Genomic DNA, 18,353 nt, shown 5'->3' with positions numbered 1-18,353 from the left:
CCAGCCGGAGGCCTCTGCTGAAGACCGAGAGAGATCACCTGTGTCACCAGTCCGTTCTCGACGCGTAGATGCCCGCCCCAGGCCCTGGGCACTGCTGTCCGTCTTCTCCCTGGTGTTTTTCATCCTCTTCCTCGCCGCGTTCGCCGTGGCCGAGAGGGGCCTCACACCCAAGCTCGGTATCGACCTGCAGGGCGGCACGCGGGTCACCCTGATCCCCATCGGGCAGCCGGACGAGCAGGACCTCCGCCTGGCCCAGGACATCATCCGCGATCGCGTCGACGGGCTCGGCGTGGCCGGGACCTCGGTGGTCATCGAGGGGAGCAACATCGTCCTCACGGTGCCCGGCGAGGACTCGAGCCAGGCCCGTGACCTCGGGACCACCTCGCAGCTGACGATCCGCCCCGTCCTCGAGGTCCAGCCGGTCGCCGAGGGGGACGTCGAACCCGTCGACGCCGCGGTCGGTGACCGAGAGGCGGTCGCCCGGGCGGTGGAGGAGGCCCTCGAGGTCCGGCAGGGCGATCCGCAGGAACTCGCCCAACGCCTCCCGGAGTTCCGGTGCCCCGAGAGGGAGATCACCGCGGGCTTCGAGGACCAGGCCCAGGCGTTGATCGCGTGCGGCGAGGGAGCGAAGTACGTGCTCGGCCCGGTGCCGCTGCTCATCGGTGAGCCGGAGGACGGGGAGCGCCTCGACGGCCAACAGATCGTCAAGGACTCGGTGGGCTCCGGATTCAGCCAACAGGCCGGCCAGAACGAGGTCTCGTTCCGCTTCAACGCCGGCCCCGGCCAGCAGGGGAGCGCCACGTGGTCGCGACTGACCCAGGAGAACCTGCAGCGTCAGATCGCCATCCTCCTCGACGGTGAGGTCATCAGCGCCCCGGTGGTCCAGGGCGTGACACCGGTCGGATCGGCCACCTCGATCACCGGCAGTTTCACGATGGACGAGGCGGCCGCGCTCGCCGCGAACCTCCGGTTCGGTGCGCTGCCGATCTCCTTCGAGGACCCGAACGTCGACAACGTGCCCGCCTCGCTGGGTCTGGCCTCCCTCGAGGCCGGACTGCTCGCCGGCGCGATCGGTTTCCTGCTTGTGCTGCTGTACACGGTCGTGTACTACCGGCTGCTCGGCGTGATCGCGTTCCTCTCCCTCGCCATCTCCTTCCTGATCACCTACGTGATGCTCGTGTTCCTCGGGTACACGGTGGACTACAGCCTCGACCTGGCCGGTGTGGCGGGCCTGATCATCGGTATCGGTATGACCGCGGACTCCTACGTCGTCTTCTTCGAGAGGATCAAGGACGAACTCCGCGACGGACACCGGTTCAGATCCTCGGTACCCAGGGCGTGGAAGAGCGCCAGTCGCACCATCATCACCGGCAACGTGGTGAGCCTGATCGGCGCCGTGGTGCTGTACCTCCTGGCCACCGGTGAGGTCCGCGGATTCGCCTTCACCCTGGCGCTGAGCACCGTCATGGACGTCCTCGTGGCCTTCACCGTGCTGTGGCCGCTCGTCTACCTGGCCTCCACGAAGCCGTTGTTCACCAAACCATGGGCCAACGGCCTCGGCCGGATGGAGGCCCTGCGGGTCGACTCCGCCGAGCGGCGCCGCCTCGAGCAGGACGCCGAGAAGGCCGGAGCCGATTCGGGTTCCGGTGGCACCCGGGGTGTGTCGGCGACCGTGCGCGGTCCGGACGGACCGCCCTCGGACCCGGGACCGGCGACCCCGGGCGTGACGATGATCCTGCCGCGCCGCGACGACTCCGAGGAGGAGGGCCGATGAGCGCCCCGGGAACGACCGAGACCACCGACACCACCGGACCCGACCAGCCGGAGAGTCTGTTCAACCGCCTCTACACCGGCACCGGCGCCTTCCCCATCGTCCAGAAGCGCCGCCTGTACTTCCTCCTCACCGGCGTCATCGTCGCGATCTGCCTGGCGAGCATCATCTTCCGGGGGTTCACCTTCGGGATCGACTTCACCGGCGGCACCAAGTTGACGATGCCGGCGGGGGATGCGGACACCGGCCGGGTGGCCGTCGTCGTCGAGGAGACGATCGGTCAGGAACCCCAGACGGTCCAGGTCGTCGGCGCCGGGAACGCGCGCATCGTCGAGGTGGAGACCGGGTTCCTCACCAGTGACGAGATCTACGCGACCAAGCTCGCACTCCTCGAGGAGTTCCAGCCCGTCGCGGCGAGCGGCGAGGTCTCGATCGAGGCGATCGGCGATTCGGCACGCAGCGAGAGCTGGGGCGGGCAGGTCACCGAGAAGGCGATCATCGCCCTCGTGGTGTTCATCGTGATCGTGTTCGGGTACATGGCGCTGCGCTTCGAGTGGCGCATGTCGGTCGCCGGCGTGGTCGCGCTCTTCTTCGACGTCATCACCACGGCGGGGATCTATTCGCTCCTGGGATTCGAGGTCTCTCCCGCCACGGTCATCGGCCTGCTCACCATCCTCGGGTTCTCCCTCTACGACACGGTCATCGTGTTCGACAAGGTGGAGGAGAACACCCGCGGGGCCAAACACTCGTCGAGCAGCACCTATGCGGAAGAGGCCAACCTGGCCGTCAACCAGACACTCATGCGATCGATCCACACCACCATCATCGGCATCCTGCCGCTGTTGGCCCTGCTCGTCGTCGCGGTCTGGATCCTCGGGGTGGGCACCCTGCTGGACCTGGCGATCGTCCAGGTGGTCGGGATCATCACTGGGACGTTCTCATCGATCTTCCTCGCGACACCGCTGCTGGTGCTCCTCAAGGAACACGACCCTGACACCAAGCGCCAGACCGCCAAGGTCCTGGCCCGCCGGGAGAAGGTCGGGGCCACCGCATGACGGACCCCACGGCCACAGAGGTGTCGCCGGCGATCATCGCCGCCGTCGAGAGACTGATGCGCAGGGTGGAGGACTTCCCGGCGGCCGGGGTGCAGTTCTGCGACCTCACACCGGTTCTGGCCGACCCCGACGGTTTCGACGCGGTGGTGGCGGGGCTCGTCGCGAGCCACGAGATCGGCTCGGTGGACTACGTGGCGGGGCTGGATGCCCGCGGCTTCCTGCTGGCCGGTGCGGTCGCGGTGCAGCTGCACACCGGGGTGCTGGCCATCCGCAAGGCGGGCAAGCTCCCGCCGCCCGTGCACTCACGCTCGTACGAACTCGAGTACGGGGCGGCGACGTTGGAACTCCCCGCCGACGGTCTCGACCTCCGCGGGAAGCGGGTGCTCGTGGTGGACGACGTCCTGGCCACGGGGGGCACCCTCGGGGCGGCCGTCGGTCTCCTCGATGACTGCGGCGCCGTGGTGGCGGGGCTGTCCGTGGTGCTCGAGGTCCCCGGTCTCGGGGGTAGGGATAGACTGGCCGGCACACCGCTGACCTGCCTCACGGTCGCGTGACCACCGCCCGTCGTTGACGGATCGGACCCGGAGGGAGGAGCCGGCATGACCAATCGCCAGGATCCCGCCGCGAACGTCGGCGCCGGCCCGCAGCCCGTGCCCGCGGAGCAGCCCCAACCCAACACGCAGCCCCTGCCCGTGATCCCGGGTGCGCGGCCCTCCGCCGGCAGACGCGTCCGGGCCAGGTGGGCGCGACGCCTCACCTCCGGGTTGACGGTGACGTCCACGCCCGCCGTTCTCGAGCCCCTCGTCCGTGTACACCGGATCCACCACGCCAAGGCCGACGTGGCGCTGCTGGCACGCGCCTATGCACTCGCCGAACGCCAACACCAGGGTGTGTTCCGCAAGTCGGGCGACCCCTACATCACCCATCCGCTGGCGGTCGCGAGCATCTGCGCCGAGATGGGCATGGACACCACCACCCTCGTGGCGGCGCTGCTGCACGACACCGTGGAGGACACCGACTACTCCCTCGAGTCCCTCGCCTCGGATTTCGGGGACGAGGTCGCCCATCTGGTCAACGGGGTCACCAAGCTGGACAAGGTCGACTTCGGCGAGGCGGCCGAGGCGGAGACGATCCGCAAGATGATCATCGCGATGGCGCATGACCCGCGGGTCCTGGTGATCAAGGTCGCCGACCGCCTGCACAACATGCGGACCATGCGCTTCCTCCCTCCGGAGAAGCAGGTCAAGAAGGCTCGCGAGACGCTCGAGGTGATCGCGCCGTTGGCCCACCGCCTCGGCATGGCCACCGTGAAGTGGGAGCTCGAGGACCTCGCCTTCGCGATCCTGGAACCCAAGAAGTACCAGGAAATCGTGCGACTGGTCGCCGACCGGGCGCCCAGTCGGGACGTGTACCTGGGCACGGTGATCAACCGGGTCAGGGCCGAGCTGGAGAACGCCCACATCCAGGCCCGGGTCGAGGGCCGCCCCAAGCACTACTGGTCGATCTACCAGAAGATGATCGTCCGGGGACGCGAGTTCGACGAGATCCACGACCTGGTGGGCATCCGCGTGCTGTGCGAGGACGTGCGGGACTGTTACGCCGCGATCGGCGTGGTGCACTCCACGTGGAAGCCCATGCCGGGGAGGTTCAAGGACTACATCGCGCAGCCGAGGTTCGGCGTCTACCGCTCGCTCCACACCACCGTGATCGGGCCCGACGGCAAGCCGTTGGAGATCCAGATCCGGACCCACGAGATGCACCGCAACGCCGAGTATGGGATCGCGGCGCACTGGCGGTACAAGGAGACCCGCGGCAAGCACCACGGAGACCCCGCCGAGGTGGACGAGATGGCGTGGATGCGCCAACTGCTGAGCTGGCAGCGTGAAGCCGCCGACCCGGGCGAGTTCCTCGACTCCCTGCGGTTCGAGATGACCAGCAAGGAGATCTTCGTCTTCACGCCGAAGGGCGACGTGATCAACCTGCCCGTCGGCGCGACCCCCGTGGACTTCGCCTACGCCGTCCACACGGAGGTCGGCCACCGGTGCATCGGCGCGCGCGTCAACGGCAAGCTCGTGGCGCTCGAGAAGCCGCTGGAGAACGGCGAGGTCGTCGAGGTCTTCACCTCCAAGGACCCCAACGCGGGCCCCAGCCTGGACTGGCAGAAGTTCGTCGTGTCCGGCAGGGCCAAGAGTTCGATCCGCCAGTGGTTCGCCAAGGAGCGGCGCGAGGAGGCTCTCGAACGCGGAAAGGACCTCATCACCCGGGAGGTACGGCGCGGGGGGGTACCCGTCCACCGGGTCTTCTCCAACGAGTCACTCGCCGGTGTCGCACGGGAGCTGGGGTTCGCCGACGTCACCGCGCTCTACACGGCGATCGGGGAGAACCACGTCTCCGCCAAGCAGATCGTGGGTCGGCTCGTCGCCGCCCACGGGGGGGCCGACGAGGTCACCGAGGAGCTGGCGGACCGCTCGCGGGACAAGAACATCACCTCGAACCGGCCCGCGCCGGCGGGTCCCGGGATCCTCGTGGGCGGGGTCAAGGACGTGCACGCCAAACTCGCCCGCTGCTGCATGCCGGTGCCCGGCGACGAGGTCCTCGGGTTCATCACCCGCGGCGGCACGGTGAGCGTCCACCGCACCGACTGCACCAACGCCTCCGACCTGCACCGCGAGCCCGAGCGCCTGGTCAAGGTCGAATGGGCACCCCAGCCGGGTGCGGTGTTCCTGGTGGCGATCCAGGTGGAGGCGCTCGACAGACACCGGCTCCTGTCGGACGTGACCAAGGTGCTGGCGGACGAGAAGGTCAACATCCTGTCCGCGTCCGTCCAGACGGCGGGGGACGATCGGGTGGCGATCTCGCGGTTCACCTTCGAGATGGCCGACCCCAAACACCTCGGACACGTCCTGCAGACGGTCCGAGGTGTCGAGGGGGTCTTCGACGTCAACCGGATGACGTCGAACTGAGCCGGATGTCCCGGCCCCCGGGCCTCACCTCTCGGGGAGCCCCGACTGGGCGTCGACGACCACGGTCTCGATCGTGACGGGGCGCCGCGGGACCTGGTTGTCCCGGTCGGTCGGGTCATCGCTCCTCACACCGGTCTCGGCGATGTCGTCGAGGACCTCGAGGCCCGAGTCCCCGACCGTTCCCATGACGGTGTACTCCGGCGGGAGTGCGGAGTCCTCGTACACCAGGAAGAACTGGCTCCCGGCGCTGTCGGGGGCCTGCGACTTGGCCATGGCGACGGTGCCACGGGGGTAGATGGCGGCGCCCGAACCGTCGTCGGCGAGCTCGAGGGTATCCGCGGCGGGCGGCTCGTCGACCACGGAGTAGCCGGGACCGGACAGGCCGGTCCCCGTGGGGTCACCGCACTGGAGGACCGACAGACCGGGCTCCTCCTCCGAGACGGTCAGGCGGTGGCACTCGGTGTCGTCGAAGTACCGCTGCTCGGCCAGGTGGACGAAGCTGGCGACATTGCAGGGGGCGCCGGACCGATCGAGCGTGATCGGGATCTCACCGCGGTCGGTGGTGATGGTGATCTCCGCCAGGCCCTGCCTGGCCTGGTCGCCCGACGGCGGCTCGGCGTCACGCTTGGTGTCGTTGACGGTCTCGACCTGCGCGTTGAACTCCTCGACCTCCGCCACCACCTCGGCGCCCTGATCCTCGAACTCCGCGGGGTCGAGCGGCTCGGGGGTCTCGGTGTCGGTGGGGTACTCGCAGGTCAGCCAGTTGGCGGCGTACTCCTCCGCGCGCTTGCGGTCGTAGTTGATCCATGCGACCACCCCGACGATCCCCAGCAGGACCGCGACGACGACCGACGCCGCGACGATCTTGAGTTGCTTCTCACGGCGGGCCTGCGCCTCCATCTGCTCGCGCAGGCGTTGACGCGCCTCTGCTCGGCGTTCCTGGTTGGTGGACACTGACCCTCCTGGGTACCTGGACTAGGCTGGAACAGTCGGCTGACGCCGCGGTGGGGACTCACAGAGCAGACCACAGCGCTCCAGCCCAGGGGTCTTGTCTACCAGGTCGGGCCGAGACGGCTGAACACCACTCCGGTGTACCGCCCAGTCGGACCGGCAGTTCGCGACGGACGTCGTGGGCGATCGAGAAAAGGAGTACGGGACGTGCAGATCATCGGGTTCCCAGCCGGGATGTTCCAGACCAACTGCTACATCGTGTCCGACGCCGCGGGGGACTGCGTGATCGTCGACCCGGGCCAGGACGCCGAGGACCAGGTGCGCAGGCAGGTCTCCGAGGCGGGCTTGAAGCCCCGGGCGGTACTGCTGACCCACGGCCACCTGGACCACATCTGGAACGCCCAGCAGGTCGCGGACCACTACGGCGTGCCGGCGTACATCCACCCGGAGGACCGTGTCATGCTCTCGGATCCGGGTCAGGGGCTGTCGCTCGACCTGTCCGCGATGCTCAAGGACATCGCCTTCACGGAGCCGGCGGAGGTCATCGAGGTCTTCGACGGTGACACGCTGCGCTTCGGGGCGATGACCTTCGACGTGGACCACGTGCCCGGACACAGCCCGGGGTCGGTGTCCTTCCGGATCGTCGTCGACACCGAGGAGGGCCGGCGAACGGTCGTGCTCGGGGGCGATGTGCTGTTCCAGGACGGGGTCGGCCGTACCGACCTGCCCGCGGGCGACACCGATGTGCTCATGCAGTCGATCGCCAAGAAGTTCCTCACGCTGGACGACGACGCGGTGGTGCTCCCCGGGCACGGACCCTCGACCACCGTCGGCCGGGAACGGCGGTCCAACCCGTTCCTGCGTGACCTCTAGAACCCCCTCCCCGAACCACCCACCGAGAGACGCAAGGACCCACCACACGTGACCGGCACCCAGAAGAAAACCGCGCTCAAGGCACCGAAGGGGGTGCCCGACTACGTCCCCCCGACCTCCGCCGCGTTCGTCGCGGTCCGGGATGCGATCACCACCGCCGCCCGGCGGGCGGGCTACGGGCACATCGAGCTGCCGATCTTCGAGGACACGGCGTTGTTCGCCCGTGGGGTGGGGGAGTCCACCGACGTCGTCTCCAAGGAGATGTACTCGTTCGAAGACCGTGGCGGACGGAGCGTCACCCTCCGGCCCGAGGGGACCGCCGGCGTGATGCGTTCGGTCATCGAGAACGGCCTGGACCGCGGTCAGCTGCCCGTCAAGCTCTGCTACGCCGGCCCGTTCTTCCGCTACGAGCGTCCCCAGGCCGGCCGGTACCGGCAGTTGCAGCAGGTCGGTATCGAGGCGATCGGGATCGACGACCCCGCCCTCGACGCCGAGGTGATCGCGGTGGCGGACGAGGCCTTCCGGTCCCTCGGGTTGACCGGGTTCCGGCTGGAGCTCACCTCGCTCGGGGACGACTCATGCCGGCCCGCCTACCGGGAACGGCTGCAGGCGTTCCTCGCCGGGTTGGACCTCGACGAGGCCACGCGGGAACGCGCACGGGTCAACCCGCTGCGCGTCCTCGACGACAAGCGCCCGGAGGTCCGCGCGCAGCTCTCGGGCGCCCCGCTGATGATCGACCACCTGTCCGAGGAGAGCGCCGCGCACTTCGCCGAAGTCAGGTCACACCTCGACGCCCTCGGCGTGGCCTACGAGGTCAATCCCCGGATGGTCCGAGGCCTGGACTACTACACCAAGACCACGTTCGAGTTCGTCCACGACGGCCTCGGCGCCCAGTCCGGGATCGGCGGCGGTGGTCGTTACGACGGACTGATGGAGCAACTCGGGGGCCAGGCTCTGTCCGGAATCGGGTTCGGTATCGGCGTCGACCGCACGATGCTCGCGCTGCAGGCGGAGGGGATCGACCACGCCTCCGGCGGCCGGGTGGACGTGTACGGCGTCGCTCTCGGCGCGCCGGCCAGGGCCGCGCTGGTGCCCGTGCTGGCCGAGTTCCGTCGCGCCGGTCTGCGCGCGGACATGGCCTACGGCGACCGCGGTATGAAGGGCGCGTTCAAGGCCGCCGACCGGTCGGGGGCCGCCGTCACCCTCGTCGTGGGCGAGAACGAGCTGGCGTCGGGAACCGTGGTGGTCAAGACGATGGCCACGGGTGAGCAGTCCCCGGTCCCGCTGGACTCCGTGGTCTCCCACGTCACCGGTCTCGTCACTCCCTGATCCGCCCCCGCGGGATCACACCCGCGCGCCGAAGGTGTCGCAGGCCTCCACGGACCCCTGGTCGTACCCGGTCAGGAACCACTGGCGCCGCATCTCCGACGAGCCGTGGGTCCACGAGTCGGGGTCGACCCGGGCGCCGCCGGACCGCTGGATGTGGTCGTCCCCGATCGCCTCGGCGGTCTGGATGATCGCGTCGACGTCGCGCGGGGTCAGGCTCTCCAGCAGTGGCTCCCCGCCGTCGGGACCGGGGGTCGAGGTGGCGTAGTGGGCCCACAGCCCGGCGTAGCAGTCGGCCTGGAGCTCGACCCGGACCGCGCCCGAGGACGCGCCCTGCGGATCCTGCTGGGATCGGCGGATGTCACCGAGCATCGTCTGCAGATGGTGCCCGAACTCGTGCGCGACGACGTACATCTGGGCCGCGCCGGCGGGTGAGCCCCCGAGCCGACCGACCAGGACCTCGTCGAAGAAGGCCGGGTCGATGTAGACGTCCTGGTCCGCCGGGCAGTAGAACGGCCCGACGTCGGAGGAGGCCGCGCCGCACGCGGTGTCGACGTCGCCGGTGAAGATGGTGGTGTGCGGTTGGACCCACCGCATCCCGGCCTGGTCGGGGAGTTGGGTGTTCCAGACGTCCTCGAGGCTCTCCGTCGTGGCGACGATCCGGCAGATCGTGTCCGTGTTGGCCTGGTCGAGGTCGCACTGGTCGATGTGGGCCTGGAACCGCTGTGCCGAGTCGGAGGTCTGGCCCCGGCCGCTGTCGCCCTGGTCGAGGCCGAGTAGTCCCGGGTCGACCCCGAGGAACAGTGCGACCAGGACGACGGCGAGGCCGCCGACCCCTCCGCCGACCGCCATCCCCCGGCGACCCCCTCGACCACCGCGGCCCCCGCCGGAGACCCCGCTGGTGTCCAGGCTCCCGCCCTGCCGGAACGTCATGTCGGCCGCCCTCTCGTCCACGGGGCCGCCGGTCCACCCGGGCATGCCGAACCACCGCGTCGTCGAGGACACTGTATTGGGCAGGAAGTGTCAGCCGCAGCCGACACCGGGAACAACGACGGGTGGACGTAGACTGTGCGTCGTCCGAACCCGGGGCCGACCGCACGAGCCGCGGTGGGTCCGATCGCCGTTCGCCGACCACCCCGCTTTTCCGACGAGAGGACCACCGCAGTGCTGCGCACCCATTCCGCCGGCCAGCTCCGAGCCGCCGACGCCGGGGACACCATCACCCTGGCCGGCTGGGTCGCGCGTCGCCGGGATCACGGCGGGGTCATCTTCGTCGATCTCCGGGACTCCACCGGTGTGTGTCAGGTGGTGTTCCGCTCCGAAGAGATCGCGGAGCGTGCGCATCGTCTGCGGAACGAGTTCTGCGTCTCCGTCACCGGCGTCGTGGACCGCCGCCCCGAGGGGTCGGAGAACCCGAACCTCGCCTCCGGGGAGGTCGAGGTCGACGTGGTCTCGTTCGAGGTGCTCAGTGAGGCCGCGGCGCTGCCGTTCCAGCTCGACGACGAGGTGGGCGAGGAGGCACGCCTTCGCCACCGGTACCTCGACCTCCGTCGCGAGGGGCCGGGGGCCGCACTGCGACTGCGGTCGAAGGTCAACTCGGCCGCCCGGGGCGTCATGGCCCGCCATGATTTCGTGGAGATCGAGACCCCGACCCTGACCCGGTCGACCCCCGAGGGCGCGCGCGACTTCCTCGTCCCCGCGCGCCTCCAGCCGGGCACCTTCTACGCGCTCCCGCAGTCTCCCCAGCTGTTCAAGCAGCTCCTCATGGTGGCCGGGATGGAGAGGTACTACCAGATCGCCCGTTGCTACCGGGACGAGGATTTCCGTGCGGACCGGCAGCCGGAGTTCACGCAGCTGGACGTGGAGATGAGCTTCGTCGACCAGGACGACGTGATCGCGATCGCGGAGGAGATCCTCACCGAGGTGTGGGCCACCGCCGGGTACCGGATCTCGACCCCCATCCCGCGCATGACCTATGACGAGGCGATGCGTCGCTTCGGTTCGGACAAGCCGGATCTGCGCTTCGACATCGAACTGGTCGAGTGCACCGAGTTCTTCGCCGAGACCCCGTTCCGGGTCTTCAAGGCCCCCTACGTCGGCGCGGTGGTCATGAAGGGCGGGGCGTCGCAGCCCCGGCGTCAGCTCGACGCCTGGCAGGAGTGGGCCAAGCAGCGCGGGGCAAAGGGCCTGGCCTACATCCTCGTCGGCCAGGACGGCGAGCTCGGCGGCCCCGTGGCCAAGAACCTGTCGGAGGCGGAGCGCGCCGGGATCGCCGCGCACGTCGGCGCGGAGCCAGGTGACTGCATCTTCTTCGGCGCCGGAGGGGTCAAGTCCACCCGTGCGCTCCTCGGTGCGGCCCGCGGTGAGATCGCGGACAAGCTCGGACTGATCGACCCGGAGGCGTGGGCGTTCACCTGGGTGGTCGACGCGCCCATGTTCGAGCCCGCCGACGACGCCACGGCCGCCGGTGACGTGGCGGTGGGCTCGGGGGCGTGGACCGCCGTGCACCACGCGTTCACCTCCCCCAAGCCGGAGCACCTGGACACCTTCGACACCGACCCGGGTTCGGCCCTGGCGTACGCCTACGACATCGTGTGCAACGGCAACGAGATCGGCGGCGGGTCCATCCGCATCCACCGCAAGGACGTCCAGGAGCGGGTGTTCGGAGTCATGGGCATCTCGCAGGAGGAGGCGCAGGAGAAGTTCGGCTTCCTCCTCGACGCCTTCTCCTACGGCGCGCCGCCGCACGGCGGCATCGCGTTCGGGTGGGACCGCATCTGTGCGCTGCTGGCCCGCACCGATTCCATCCGCGACGTCATCGCCTTCCCGAAGTCCGGCGGCGGTGTCGACCCGCTCACCGACGCTCCCGCGCCCATCACCACGCAGCAGCGCACCGAGTCGGGAATCGACGCCAAGCCCGTGACCCGCGGTCGGGGGACCCAGGCGGAGCCCGCGTCAGCCGGGTAGCCGCCCGACCAGCCGCCTCGGCCTCAGAGGTGGAACGCCTCGAGCGCCGGGCGGCCGTCCATCCCCGCGTGGTCCAGGCCGAACAGCCGGGCGACGGTCGGTGCCACGTCGAGTGTGCGGACCGGGCGGTCGACGGTGCCGCCCCGACGCACGATCCGGTGCCCGCCACCGACGAAGAACGGGATCCCCAGGGTGACCTCGTGCCCGTGGTTGCCGGGGATCGGGTTGGAGAACGGGGTGGGGTCGGAGAAGCGCCATCCGGGATGGCACGTGGCCACCAGGTCACCGCCGAGTCGACCCAGCGAGAGCTCGGCCGGATCGTAGAGTCGGTTGACCCCCGGCAGCGCGCCCACGACCTCACGCAGTCGCCGCAGCGAGGCGTCGCGCTCGTGAGCGGGACCGAGGTAGGCGAACGTGTCCGCCCCGCCGTTCTGGGCGATCCCGAAGCGCCCACGGATCGCGGCGTCCGCCTCGATCGCACCAGCCGCGCTGATCAGTCTCAGCGGCTCCGACCAGTCCATCCCGTGATCGGCCAGGACGATGACCACCGAGCGCTCCCAGCGGCCGGTCGAGCGGAGGAACTGCTCGAGGTCCCAGAGCTTGTGGTCGGAGTTGGCGACCGCCTGGTTGCGCGCCAGGCGGAGTGAGGTCCCGGACAGGTCCATGTGTCCGAAGCGGTCCATGTCGCCGAGGTTGACGAAGATCATCCGGGGGGCGTGGTCGGTGATGGTCTGCTTGAGGGCCTCGATGGTGAACCAGTCGAGGGAGTGGTCGGTGATGGGGACGAGCGGGAACGGCGCCCACTGGACGCTCGCGCGCCCGCCGAACAGTCCGTGGAGGTAGTCCTTGCTCAGGACACTCGCGGTGGTCAGGCCCGCCTCGGTGCGGATCCGGTCGAGCACGGTCGGCGCCCGGAGATCGTCAGGCCGGTCGAGCGTCCTGTCGGTGCCGGCGGCGTGGTCCCAGATCGAGTTGGCGGGAACCCCGTTGCGCTCGGGCAGGACCCCGGTGACCATCGCCGCGTGATTGGGGAGCGTCTCGGCGATCATCACCGACGACGCGTCGGTGAACCTGGTCCCCTCCGAGGCCCACCGGTGCAGGGTGGGGGCCTGCACGGGGTTGAGTTCGTCGGGCCGCATGCCGTCGGTGACCAGGACGTAGACGTCGAGGTCGTCGGCGACCGGGCGCGTGGGAGTGGCCCAGACCGGAGCGGGGTCGGCGAGGAGGGTGACCCCCACCGCGCCCGCGGCGGCGACCACACCGGCCCCGGCCAGCGCCTCCCGGCGGGTCAGGGTGGGGCCGTGGCAGGGGTCGTGGTGGCGGCTCATCGGGCGGGGCTCCTCGGGTCGGGACGTGACTGGTCACAGGTCTACCCCGTCGGGGCGGGGTACAGGCGGGTTCCAGACAACTCGACGGCGGGGCGCCGGGCCACCCCGACGCCCCGTTCGTCTCCTGATGTTCATCCCGGGGCGGTGTCGGGGGCCGTCGGTAGCCTGGGGCGCGTGAGTGATGACGCAGGGCTGTTCGCGGCCGGGGACGCGGGGCCGGGCCCGGAGGAGGGGGCGGCTCCGCCGCCGGTCGACCCGTCGGCCCCGCTGGCCGTGCGGATGAGGCCGCGCACGCTGGACGAGGTGGTCGGACAGCAGCACCTGCTCCGCGCCAACTCGCCGTTGCGACGACTCGTCGAGGGCCGGGGAGGGTCCTCGGTGATCCTCTACGGGCCGCCCGGGACGGGCAAGACGACGCTGGCCAACCTCGTGGCCACCTCGTCCGGTCGGCACTTCGTGGCGCTGTCCGCCCTGAGCGCCGGGGTCAAGGACGTCCGTGCGGTGATCGAGGACGCGCGGACACGCCAGATCCACGGCCGGCGCACAGTGTTGTTCATCGACGAGGTCCACAGGTTCTCCAAGAGCCAGCAGGACGCGCTCCTCGCCGCGGTGGAGAACGGCATCGTGCTCCTGGTGGCCGCGACCACGGAGAACCCGCACTTCTCGGTGATCGCCCCGCTGCTGAGCCGTTCTCTCATCGCCGAACTGCAGGGGCTGGACCAGGCGGGGGTCGCCACGGTGATCCGGCGCGCCGTGGCGGATGAGCGGGGTTACGCGGGGGCGCTCGAGGTGACCGACGCCGCGGTGGAGGACATCGTCCGGCTCTCCGGCGGGGACGCCCGCCGGAGCCTGACGATCCTGGAGGCCGCCGCGGGAGCCGCCGAGGACGACGTGGTGACCCCGGAGACGGTCGAGCTGAGCCTGGACGCGGCCCCGGTCCGTTATGACCGGGACGGGGATCAGCACTATGACGTCACGAGCGCGTTCATCAAGTCGATCCGCGGGTCGGACGCCGACGCGGCCCTGCACTACCTCGCGCGGATGTTGGTGGCGGGGGAGGACCCCCGGTTCATCGCGCGGCGCCTGGTGGTGCACGCGAGCGAGGACATCGGGATGGCGGATCCCACCGCACTGCTCGCCGCCTCCGCCGCGGCGGAGGTCGTGCAGAAGGTGGGGCTGCCCGAATGCCGACTCGCCCTGGCCCAGGCCACCATCCATCTGGCGACCGCGCCCAAGTCCAACGCGGTGATCTCCGCGATCGACGCGGCGATGGCGGATGTCCGCGCCGGGGGAGTCGGTGAGGTCCCCCGGCACCTCCGGGACGGCCACTACGCCGGGGCCAAGGGGCTGGGCAACGGAGTCGGCTACCTCTACGCGCACCAGTCCCCGGCCGGGGTGGTCACACAGCAGTACCCTCCCGACGAGCTCGTGGGTCGGGACTACTACGCGCCCGCCGGCCACGGACACGAACGAGAACTGGCCGCCAGGCTGACCCGGCTGCGAACGATTGTCCGGGGGAAGACCTAGCCGCCCCCGCCCGGATATGTGAAACTCATGAGGCCTGTATGAACACGAGCAACATCCAGGTATCCATGGACGCAAGCACTCTCGGAGGAATCATGAGCGGAATCGCCAGCATCTTCTCGACCCTGGTCGGCGTGGCCACCTCGGTCGGCGTGTGGGGGACCGGCGCGCACAGCCTGGGGCTGCTTCCCCAGGAGGCGTTCATCACCGCGGCCAACTTCGGCATCATCCTGCCCCCGATGCCGCGCTGACACACCACCTCTTCTCGAGCCGGTCCACGGGCACGGGCCCCGCACGCGGGGTCCGTGCCCGTGTCGTCTGCGGGCTCCCGCGGTCCGTTCCTCGATCCCCGGGGGCGCGCCGGTAGGCTGGGCAGTCGTCCGACCACCTCCGTAGACCACCAGTGAGGCCCCCTGTGCAGACCCATGAGATCCGGCGCCGATTCCTCGACCACTTCGTCAGGGCCGGTCACGCCGAGGTCCCCAGCGCATCACTGGTCCTGGACGACCCGAACCTGTTGTTCGTCAACGCCGGGATGGTCCCCTTCAAGCCCTACTTCCTCGGCCAGGAGACCCCGGAGCACGCCACCGCGACCTCCATCCAGAAGTGCGTGCGCACCCTCGACATCGAGGAGGTGGGCATCACCACGCGCCACAACACCTTCTTCCAGATGGCGGGTAACTTCTCGTTCGGCGACTACTTCAAGGAGGGGGCGATCCGCCAGGCGTGGTCGCTGCTCACCTCGTCCCTGGACGACGGGGGTTTCGGTATCGACCCGGGGCTGCTGTGGGTCACCGTGTATCTCGACGACGACGAGGCCTACGGCATCTGGCGCGACGTGGTCGGCATCCCCGAGGGTCGCATCCAACGCCGCGGCATGGCGGACAACTACTGGTCCATGGGCGTCCCCGGGCCCTGCGGTCCGTGCTCTGAGATCTTCTACGATCGCGGACCGGAGTACGGGGTCGAGGGCGGACCGGAGGCGGACGAGGACCGCTACATCGAGATCTGGAACCTCGTGTTCATGCAGAACGAGCGCGGTGAGGGCACCGGCAAGGACGCGTTCGAGATCCTGGGCCCGCTACCCAAGCAGAACATCGACACCGGGATGGGGATCGAGCGCGTCGCGTTCCTGCTCCAGGGCGTCGAGAACGTCTACGAGACCGATCTGCTCCGCCCGGTGATCGACACCGCCGAGCGGCTCTCCGGCACCAGGTACGGGGTGGACAACGCCTCCGACGTCCGCTTCCGGGTGATCGCGGACCACGCGCGGACGGCGTACATGCTCATCTCCGACGGCGTGACCCCCGGCAACGAGGGGCGCGGGTACATCCTGAGGCGGCTGCTTCGGCGCATCGTCCGGTCCGTCCGACTCCTGGGCGCGACCGGTGACACGATGGCCGAGCTCATGGCCACCGTGAAGGAGGCGATCGGCCCGTCCTTCCCCGAGACGATCGCCGGCTACGAGCGCATCGAGCGCATCGCCGTGGCCGAGGAGGTCGCCTTCCTCAAGACCCTCGAGTCGGGAACCCAACTCTTCGAGCGTGCCGCCGAGGACGCCAGGGCCTCCGGCGCGGCGGTGCTCACCGGCCGCCAGGCGTTCGCCCTGCACGACACGCACGGTTTCCCGATCGACCTCACCCTCGAGATGGCCTCCGAGGCCGGACTGCAGGTCGACGAGGAGGGCTTCCGCTCCCTCATGTCCGAGCAGCGCGCCAGGGCCAAGGCCGACTCGCGGTCCAAGAAGCACGCCCACGCCGACCTGTCGGTGTACCGCGACTTCCTCGACGCCGGTGAGACCGTCTTCACCGGCTTCACCGAACTCACCGACGAGTCCACCCTCCTGGGCATCGTCTCCGGCGGAGAGGCCGTCCACGTCGCGCGCGAGGGAGACGCGGTGGAGTTCGTGCTCGACCGCACACCGTTCTACGCCGAGTCCGGTGGCCAGCTCGGTGACCGCGGGATGATCTCCACCGCTGGTTTCCAGATGCAGGTCGACGACGTGCAGAAGATCGGGAAGAAGCTCTGGATCCACAAGGGCGTCCTCACGGGCGGCGAGGTCGAGGCCGGCCAGCTCGTCACCGCGGCCGTCGACCCGGAGTGGCGCAAGGGGGCCACTCAGGGCCACTCGGCCACCCACCTCGTGCACGCCGCACTTCGTCAGATCCTCGGACCGGAGGCCGTCCAGGCCGGCTCGCTCAACAAGCCGGGGTACATGCGGTTCGACTTCAACTGGTCGGGTTCCATCCCGGCGGACGTCCTCGCGCAGGTCGAGGAGATCACCAACGCCGCCGTCGACGCCGACTACGGCGTGAACACGATCGAGACCAGCCTCGACGAGGCCCGGCGGATGGGCGCGATGGCGTTGTTCGGGGAGAACTACGGGTCGTTGGTCCGGGTGGTGGAGATCGGCGGACCGTTCTCGATGGAACTGTGCGGAGGCACCCACGTGTCCAGTTCCGCGCAGATCGGCCCGGTGAGTCTGCTGGGCGAGGCCTCGGTCGGATCGGGTATCCGGCGCGTGGAGGCGTACGTCGGGATGGACGCCTACCGGCACCAGGCCCGTGAGCGCGCTCTCGTGTCGGGCCTGGCCACCTCGCTCAAGGCGCCCGCCGACGAACTGCCCGACCGGGTGGCCGCGCTGACCGCGAAGCTGCGGGAGGCTGAGAAGGCACTGGAGTCGATGCGTGCCGCCCAGCTCGCCTCGCGGGCCGGGGACCTGCTCTCGGCGGCCGAGGACCTCGACGGGATCCGGGTGCTCGCCCACGACGTCCCGGGGGGAGCGGCGGGCGACCTGCGTACCCTCGCGTCCGACCTCAAGGGCCGACTCGGTGGGGATGCCGGTGTCATCTTCCTCACCGCCGGGGGCTCGGAGAAGGTGCCGTTCGTCATCGCGGTGAGCCCCGCCGCCCAGGAGCGCGGCCTCCGCGCGGGCGATCTGGTCAGGGCCATCTCGCCGGCGCTCGGGGCGAGGGGCGGCGGCAAGCCGGACATGGCGCAGGGGGCGGGCACCGATCCGTCCGGGATCGACGCGGCCGTGTCCGCGCTGCGCGCCGCCGTGCGGGATGCCGGGTGACGGGACCGGACCCCGACGTCCACGGGTGGACCCGTGGTCGGCGGCTCGGCCTGGACGTGGGGACGGCACGGATCGGGGTCGCCTCCTGCGATCCCGACGGGATCCTCGCGACACCTGTCGAGACGATCCGCGTCACCAGCGGTGATCCCGAGTGGACGTCGGAGTTGGGACGCCTGGGGGACCTCGTCGAGGAGTACGACGCCGTCGGCGTGATCGTGGGGCTGCCCACCTCACTGAAGGGTCGGGACACCGCCTCCACGGCGATGGCGCGGTCGTTCGTGGGGGCGCTCTCCACCGCCTCGCCCGACCTCGACGTCGAGTTCGTGGACGAACGACTCACGACCGTGACGGCCGGGGCGGCCCTCCACGGCGCGGGCAGGAACACCCGACAGCAGCGGGGCGTGATCGACCAGGCCGCCGCGGTGGTGCTCCTGCAGGCATGGCTCGACTCACGGCGCGCCCGCCGATGATGGGCGTGTCGACCGGCGCGGCTGGATAAACTGCCCGTCAAGCACGATG

General features: G+C 70.0%; 14 protein-coding genes. 11 read left to right on the top strand and 3 right to left on the bottom strand.

The genetic code is table 11. The features are described 5' to 3' along the window. The first annotated feature begins 112 nt into the window (after positions 1 to 112). The 4 genes from secD to ABD250_RS00400 are packed head-to-tail and all read left to right on the top strand — an operon-like array spanning position 113 to position 5,789. Positions 113 to 1,774, top strand: a complete 1,662-nt coding sequence (gene secD / locus ABD250_RS00415; RefSeq protein WP_179525375.1) for a protein translocase subunit SecD — start codon at positions 113 to 115, stop codon at positions 1,772 to 1,774. Then, positions 1,771 to 2,826, top strand: a complete 1,056-nt coding sequence (secF, locus tag ABD250_RS00410) for a protein translocase subunit SecF (protein WP_182658397.1) — start codon at positions 1,771 to 1,773, stop codon at positions 2,824 to 2,826. Before secD ends, secF begins: the two co-directional genes overlap by 4 nt. Further along, positions 2,823 to 3,380, top strand: coding sequence for an adenine phosphoribosyltransferase (locus ABD250_RS00405; RefSeq protein WP_182639229.1), 558 nt, complete (start codon positions 2,823 to 2,825; stop codon positions 3,378 to 3,380). Before secF ends, ABD250_RS00405 begins: the two co-directional genes overlap by 4 nt. Positions 3,381 to 3,425: 45 nt before the next feature. Then, positions 3,426 to 5,789: a RelA/SpoT family protein gene (locus ABD250_RS00400; RefSeq protein ID WP_182658398.1), complete on the top strand. Its 2,364-nt coding sequence runs from the start codon at positions 3,426 to 3,428 to the stop codon at positions 5,787 to 5,789. 24 nt (positions 5,790 to 5,813) lie between these two features. Here ABD250_RS00400 and ABD250_RS00395 read toward each other — a convergent pair whose 3' ends face one another. After that, positions 5,814 to 6,743, bottom strand: coding sequence for a peptidylprolyl isomerase (locus tag ABD250_RS00395; RefSeq protein ID WP_182609388.1), 930 nt, complete (start codon positions 6,741 to 6,743; stop codon positions 5,814 to 5,816). Positions 6,744 to 6,947: 204 nt separating this feature from the next. Here ABD250_RS00395 and ABD250_RS00390 point away from each other — a divergent pair, with 204 nt between their 5' ends. Further along, a complete protein-coding gene (locus ABD250_RS00390) occupies positions 6,948 to 7,613 on the top strand; it encodes an MBL fold metallo-hydrolase (RefSeq protein ID WP_179525370.1) in 666 nt (221 codons plus the stop codon). 48 nt (positions 7,614 to 7,661) lie between these two features. Next, positions 7,662 to 8,942: a histidine--tRNA ligase gene (gene hisS, locus ABD250_RS00385; RefSeq protein WP_182658399.1), complete on the top strand. Its 1,281-nt coding sequence runs from the start codon at positions 7,662 to 7,664 to the stop codon at positions 8,940 to 8,942. Positions 8,943 to 8,957: 15 nt separating this feature from the next. Here hisS and ypfJ read toward each other — a convergent pair whose 3' ends face one another. After that, the gene (gene ypfJ, locus ABD250_RS00380; protein ID WP_182658402.1) at positions 8,958 to 9,872 is read right to left on the bottom strand and encodes a KPN_02809 family neutral zinc metallopeptidase; all 915 of its coding nucleotides are present in this window, start codon (positions 9,870 to 9,872) and stop codon (positions 8,958 to 8,960) included. A 231-nt stretch (positions 9,873 to 10,103) separates the two neighbouring features. Here ypfJ and aspS point away from each other — a divergent pair, with 231 nt between their 5' ends. Then, positions 10,104 to 11,906 (top strand): aspartate--tRNA ligase, encoded by a 1,803-nt coding sequence (gene aspS, locus ABD250_RS00375; RefSeq protein ID WP_182658400.1) that lies wholly within the window; start codon positions 10,104 to 10,106, stop codon positions 11,904 to 11,906. A gap of 23 nt (positions 11,907 to 11,929) precedes the next feature. On the opposite strand, the gene ABD250_RS00370 is transcribed toward aspS, so the two are convergent. Beyond that, a complete protein-coding gene (locus tag ABD250_RS00370; protein ID WP_344389867.1) occupies positions 11,930 to 13,234 on the bottom strand; it encodes an alkaline phosphatase family protein in 1,305 nt (434 codons plus the stop codon). A gap of 174 nt (positions 13,235 to 13,408) precedes the next feature. On the opposite strand from ABD250_RS00370, the gene ABD250_RS00365 reads away from it, so the two are divergent. The 4 genes from ABD250_RS00365 (at position 13,409) to ruvX (ending at position 18,304) form a co-directional block, all read left to right on the top strand. Continuing rightward, the gene (locus ABD250_RS00365) at positions 13,409 to 14,761 is read left to right on the top strand and encodes a replication-associated recombination protein A (RefSeq protein WP_425551850.1); all 1,353 of its coding nucleotides are present in this window, start codon (positions 13,409 to 13,411) and stop codon (positions 14,759 to 14,761) included. A gap of 92 nt (positions 14,762 to 14,853) precedes the next feature. Continuing rightward, positions 14,854 to 15,009 carry a hypothetical protein gene (locus ABD250_RS00360; RefSeq protein ID WP_017836862.1) on the top strand — a complete coding sequence of 52 codons (156 nt, stop codon included), beginning with the start codon at positions 14,854 to 14,856 and terminating at the stop codon, positions 15,007 to 15,009. A gap of 164 nt (positions 15,010 to 15,173) precedes the next feature. Then, the gene (gene alaS / locus ABD250_RS00355; protein WP_344389861.1) at positions 15,174 to 17,834 is read left to right on the top strand and encodes an alanine--tRNA ligase; all 2,661 of its coding nucleotides are present in this window, start codon (positions 15,174 to 15,176) and stop codon (positions 17,832 to 17,834) included. After that, entirely contained in the window at positions 17,831 to 18,304 is a 474-nt protein-coding gene (ruvX, locus tag ABD250_RS00350; RefSeq protein ID WP_182658861.1) for a Holliday junction resolvase RuvX, read from the top strand. Before alaS ends, ruvX begins: the two co-directional genes overlap by 4 nt. Positions 18,305 to 18,353 lie beyond the last annotated feature (49 nt).

The organism is Dietzia cercidiphylli, assembly GCF_039531545.1.
Lineage (GTDB): Bacteria > Actinomycetota > Actinomycetes > Mycobacteriales > Mycobacteriaceae > Dietzia > Dietzia natronolimnaea.
This window is presented reverse-complemented; position numbering and strand designations above follow the sequence as displayed.

Excerpts from the sequence above, each read along its gene's own strand:
- secF (WP_182658397.1), top strand. The coding sequence starts at position 1,771 with ATGAGCGCCCCGGGAACGACCGAGACCACCGACACCACCGGACCCGAC.
- ABD250_RS00405 (WP_182639229.1), top strand. The coding sequence starts at position 2,823 with ATGACGGACCCCACGGCCACAGAGGTGTCGCCGGCGATCATCGCCGCC.
- ABD250_RS00400 (WP_182658398.1), top strand. The coding sequence starts at position 3,426 with ATGACCAATCGCCAGGATCCCGCCGCGAACGTCGGCGCCGGCCCGCAG.
- ypfJ (WP_182658402.1), bottom strand. The coding sequence starts at position 9,872 with ATGACGTTCCGGCAGGGCGGGAGCCTGGACACCAGCGGGGTCTCCGGC.
- ABD250_RS00370 (WP_344389867.1), bottom strand. The coding sequence starts at position 13,234 with ATGAGCCGCCACCACGACCCCTGCCACGGCCCCACCCTGACCCGCCGG.
- ABD250_RS00360 (WP_017836862.1), top strand. The coding sequence starts at position 14,854 with ATGAGCGGAATCGCCAGCATCTTCTCGACCCTGGTCGGCGTGGCCACC.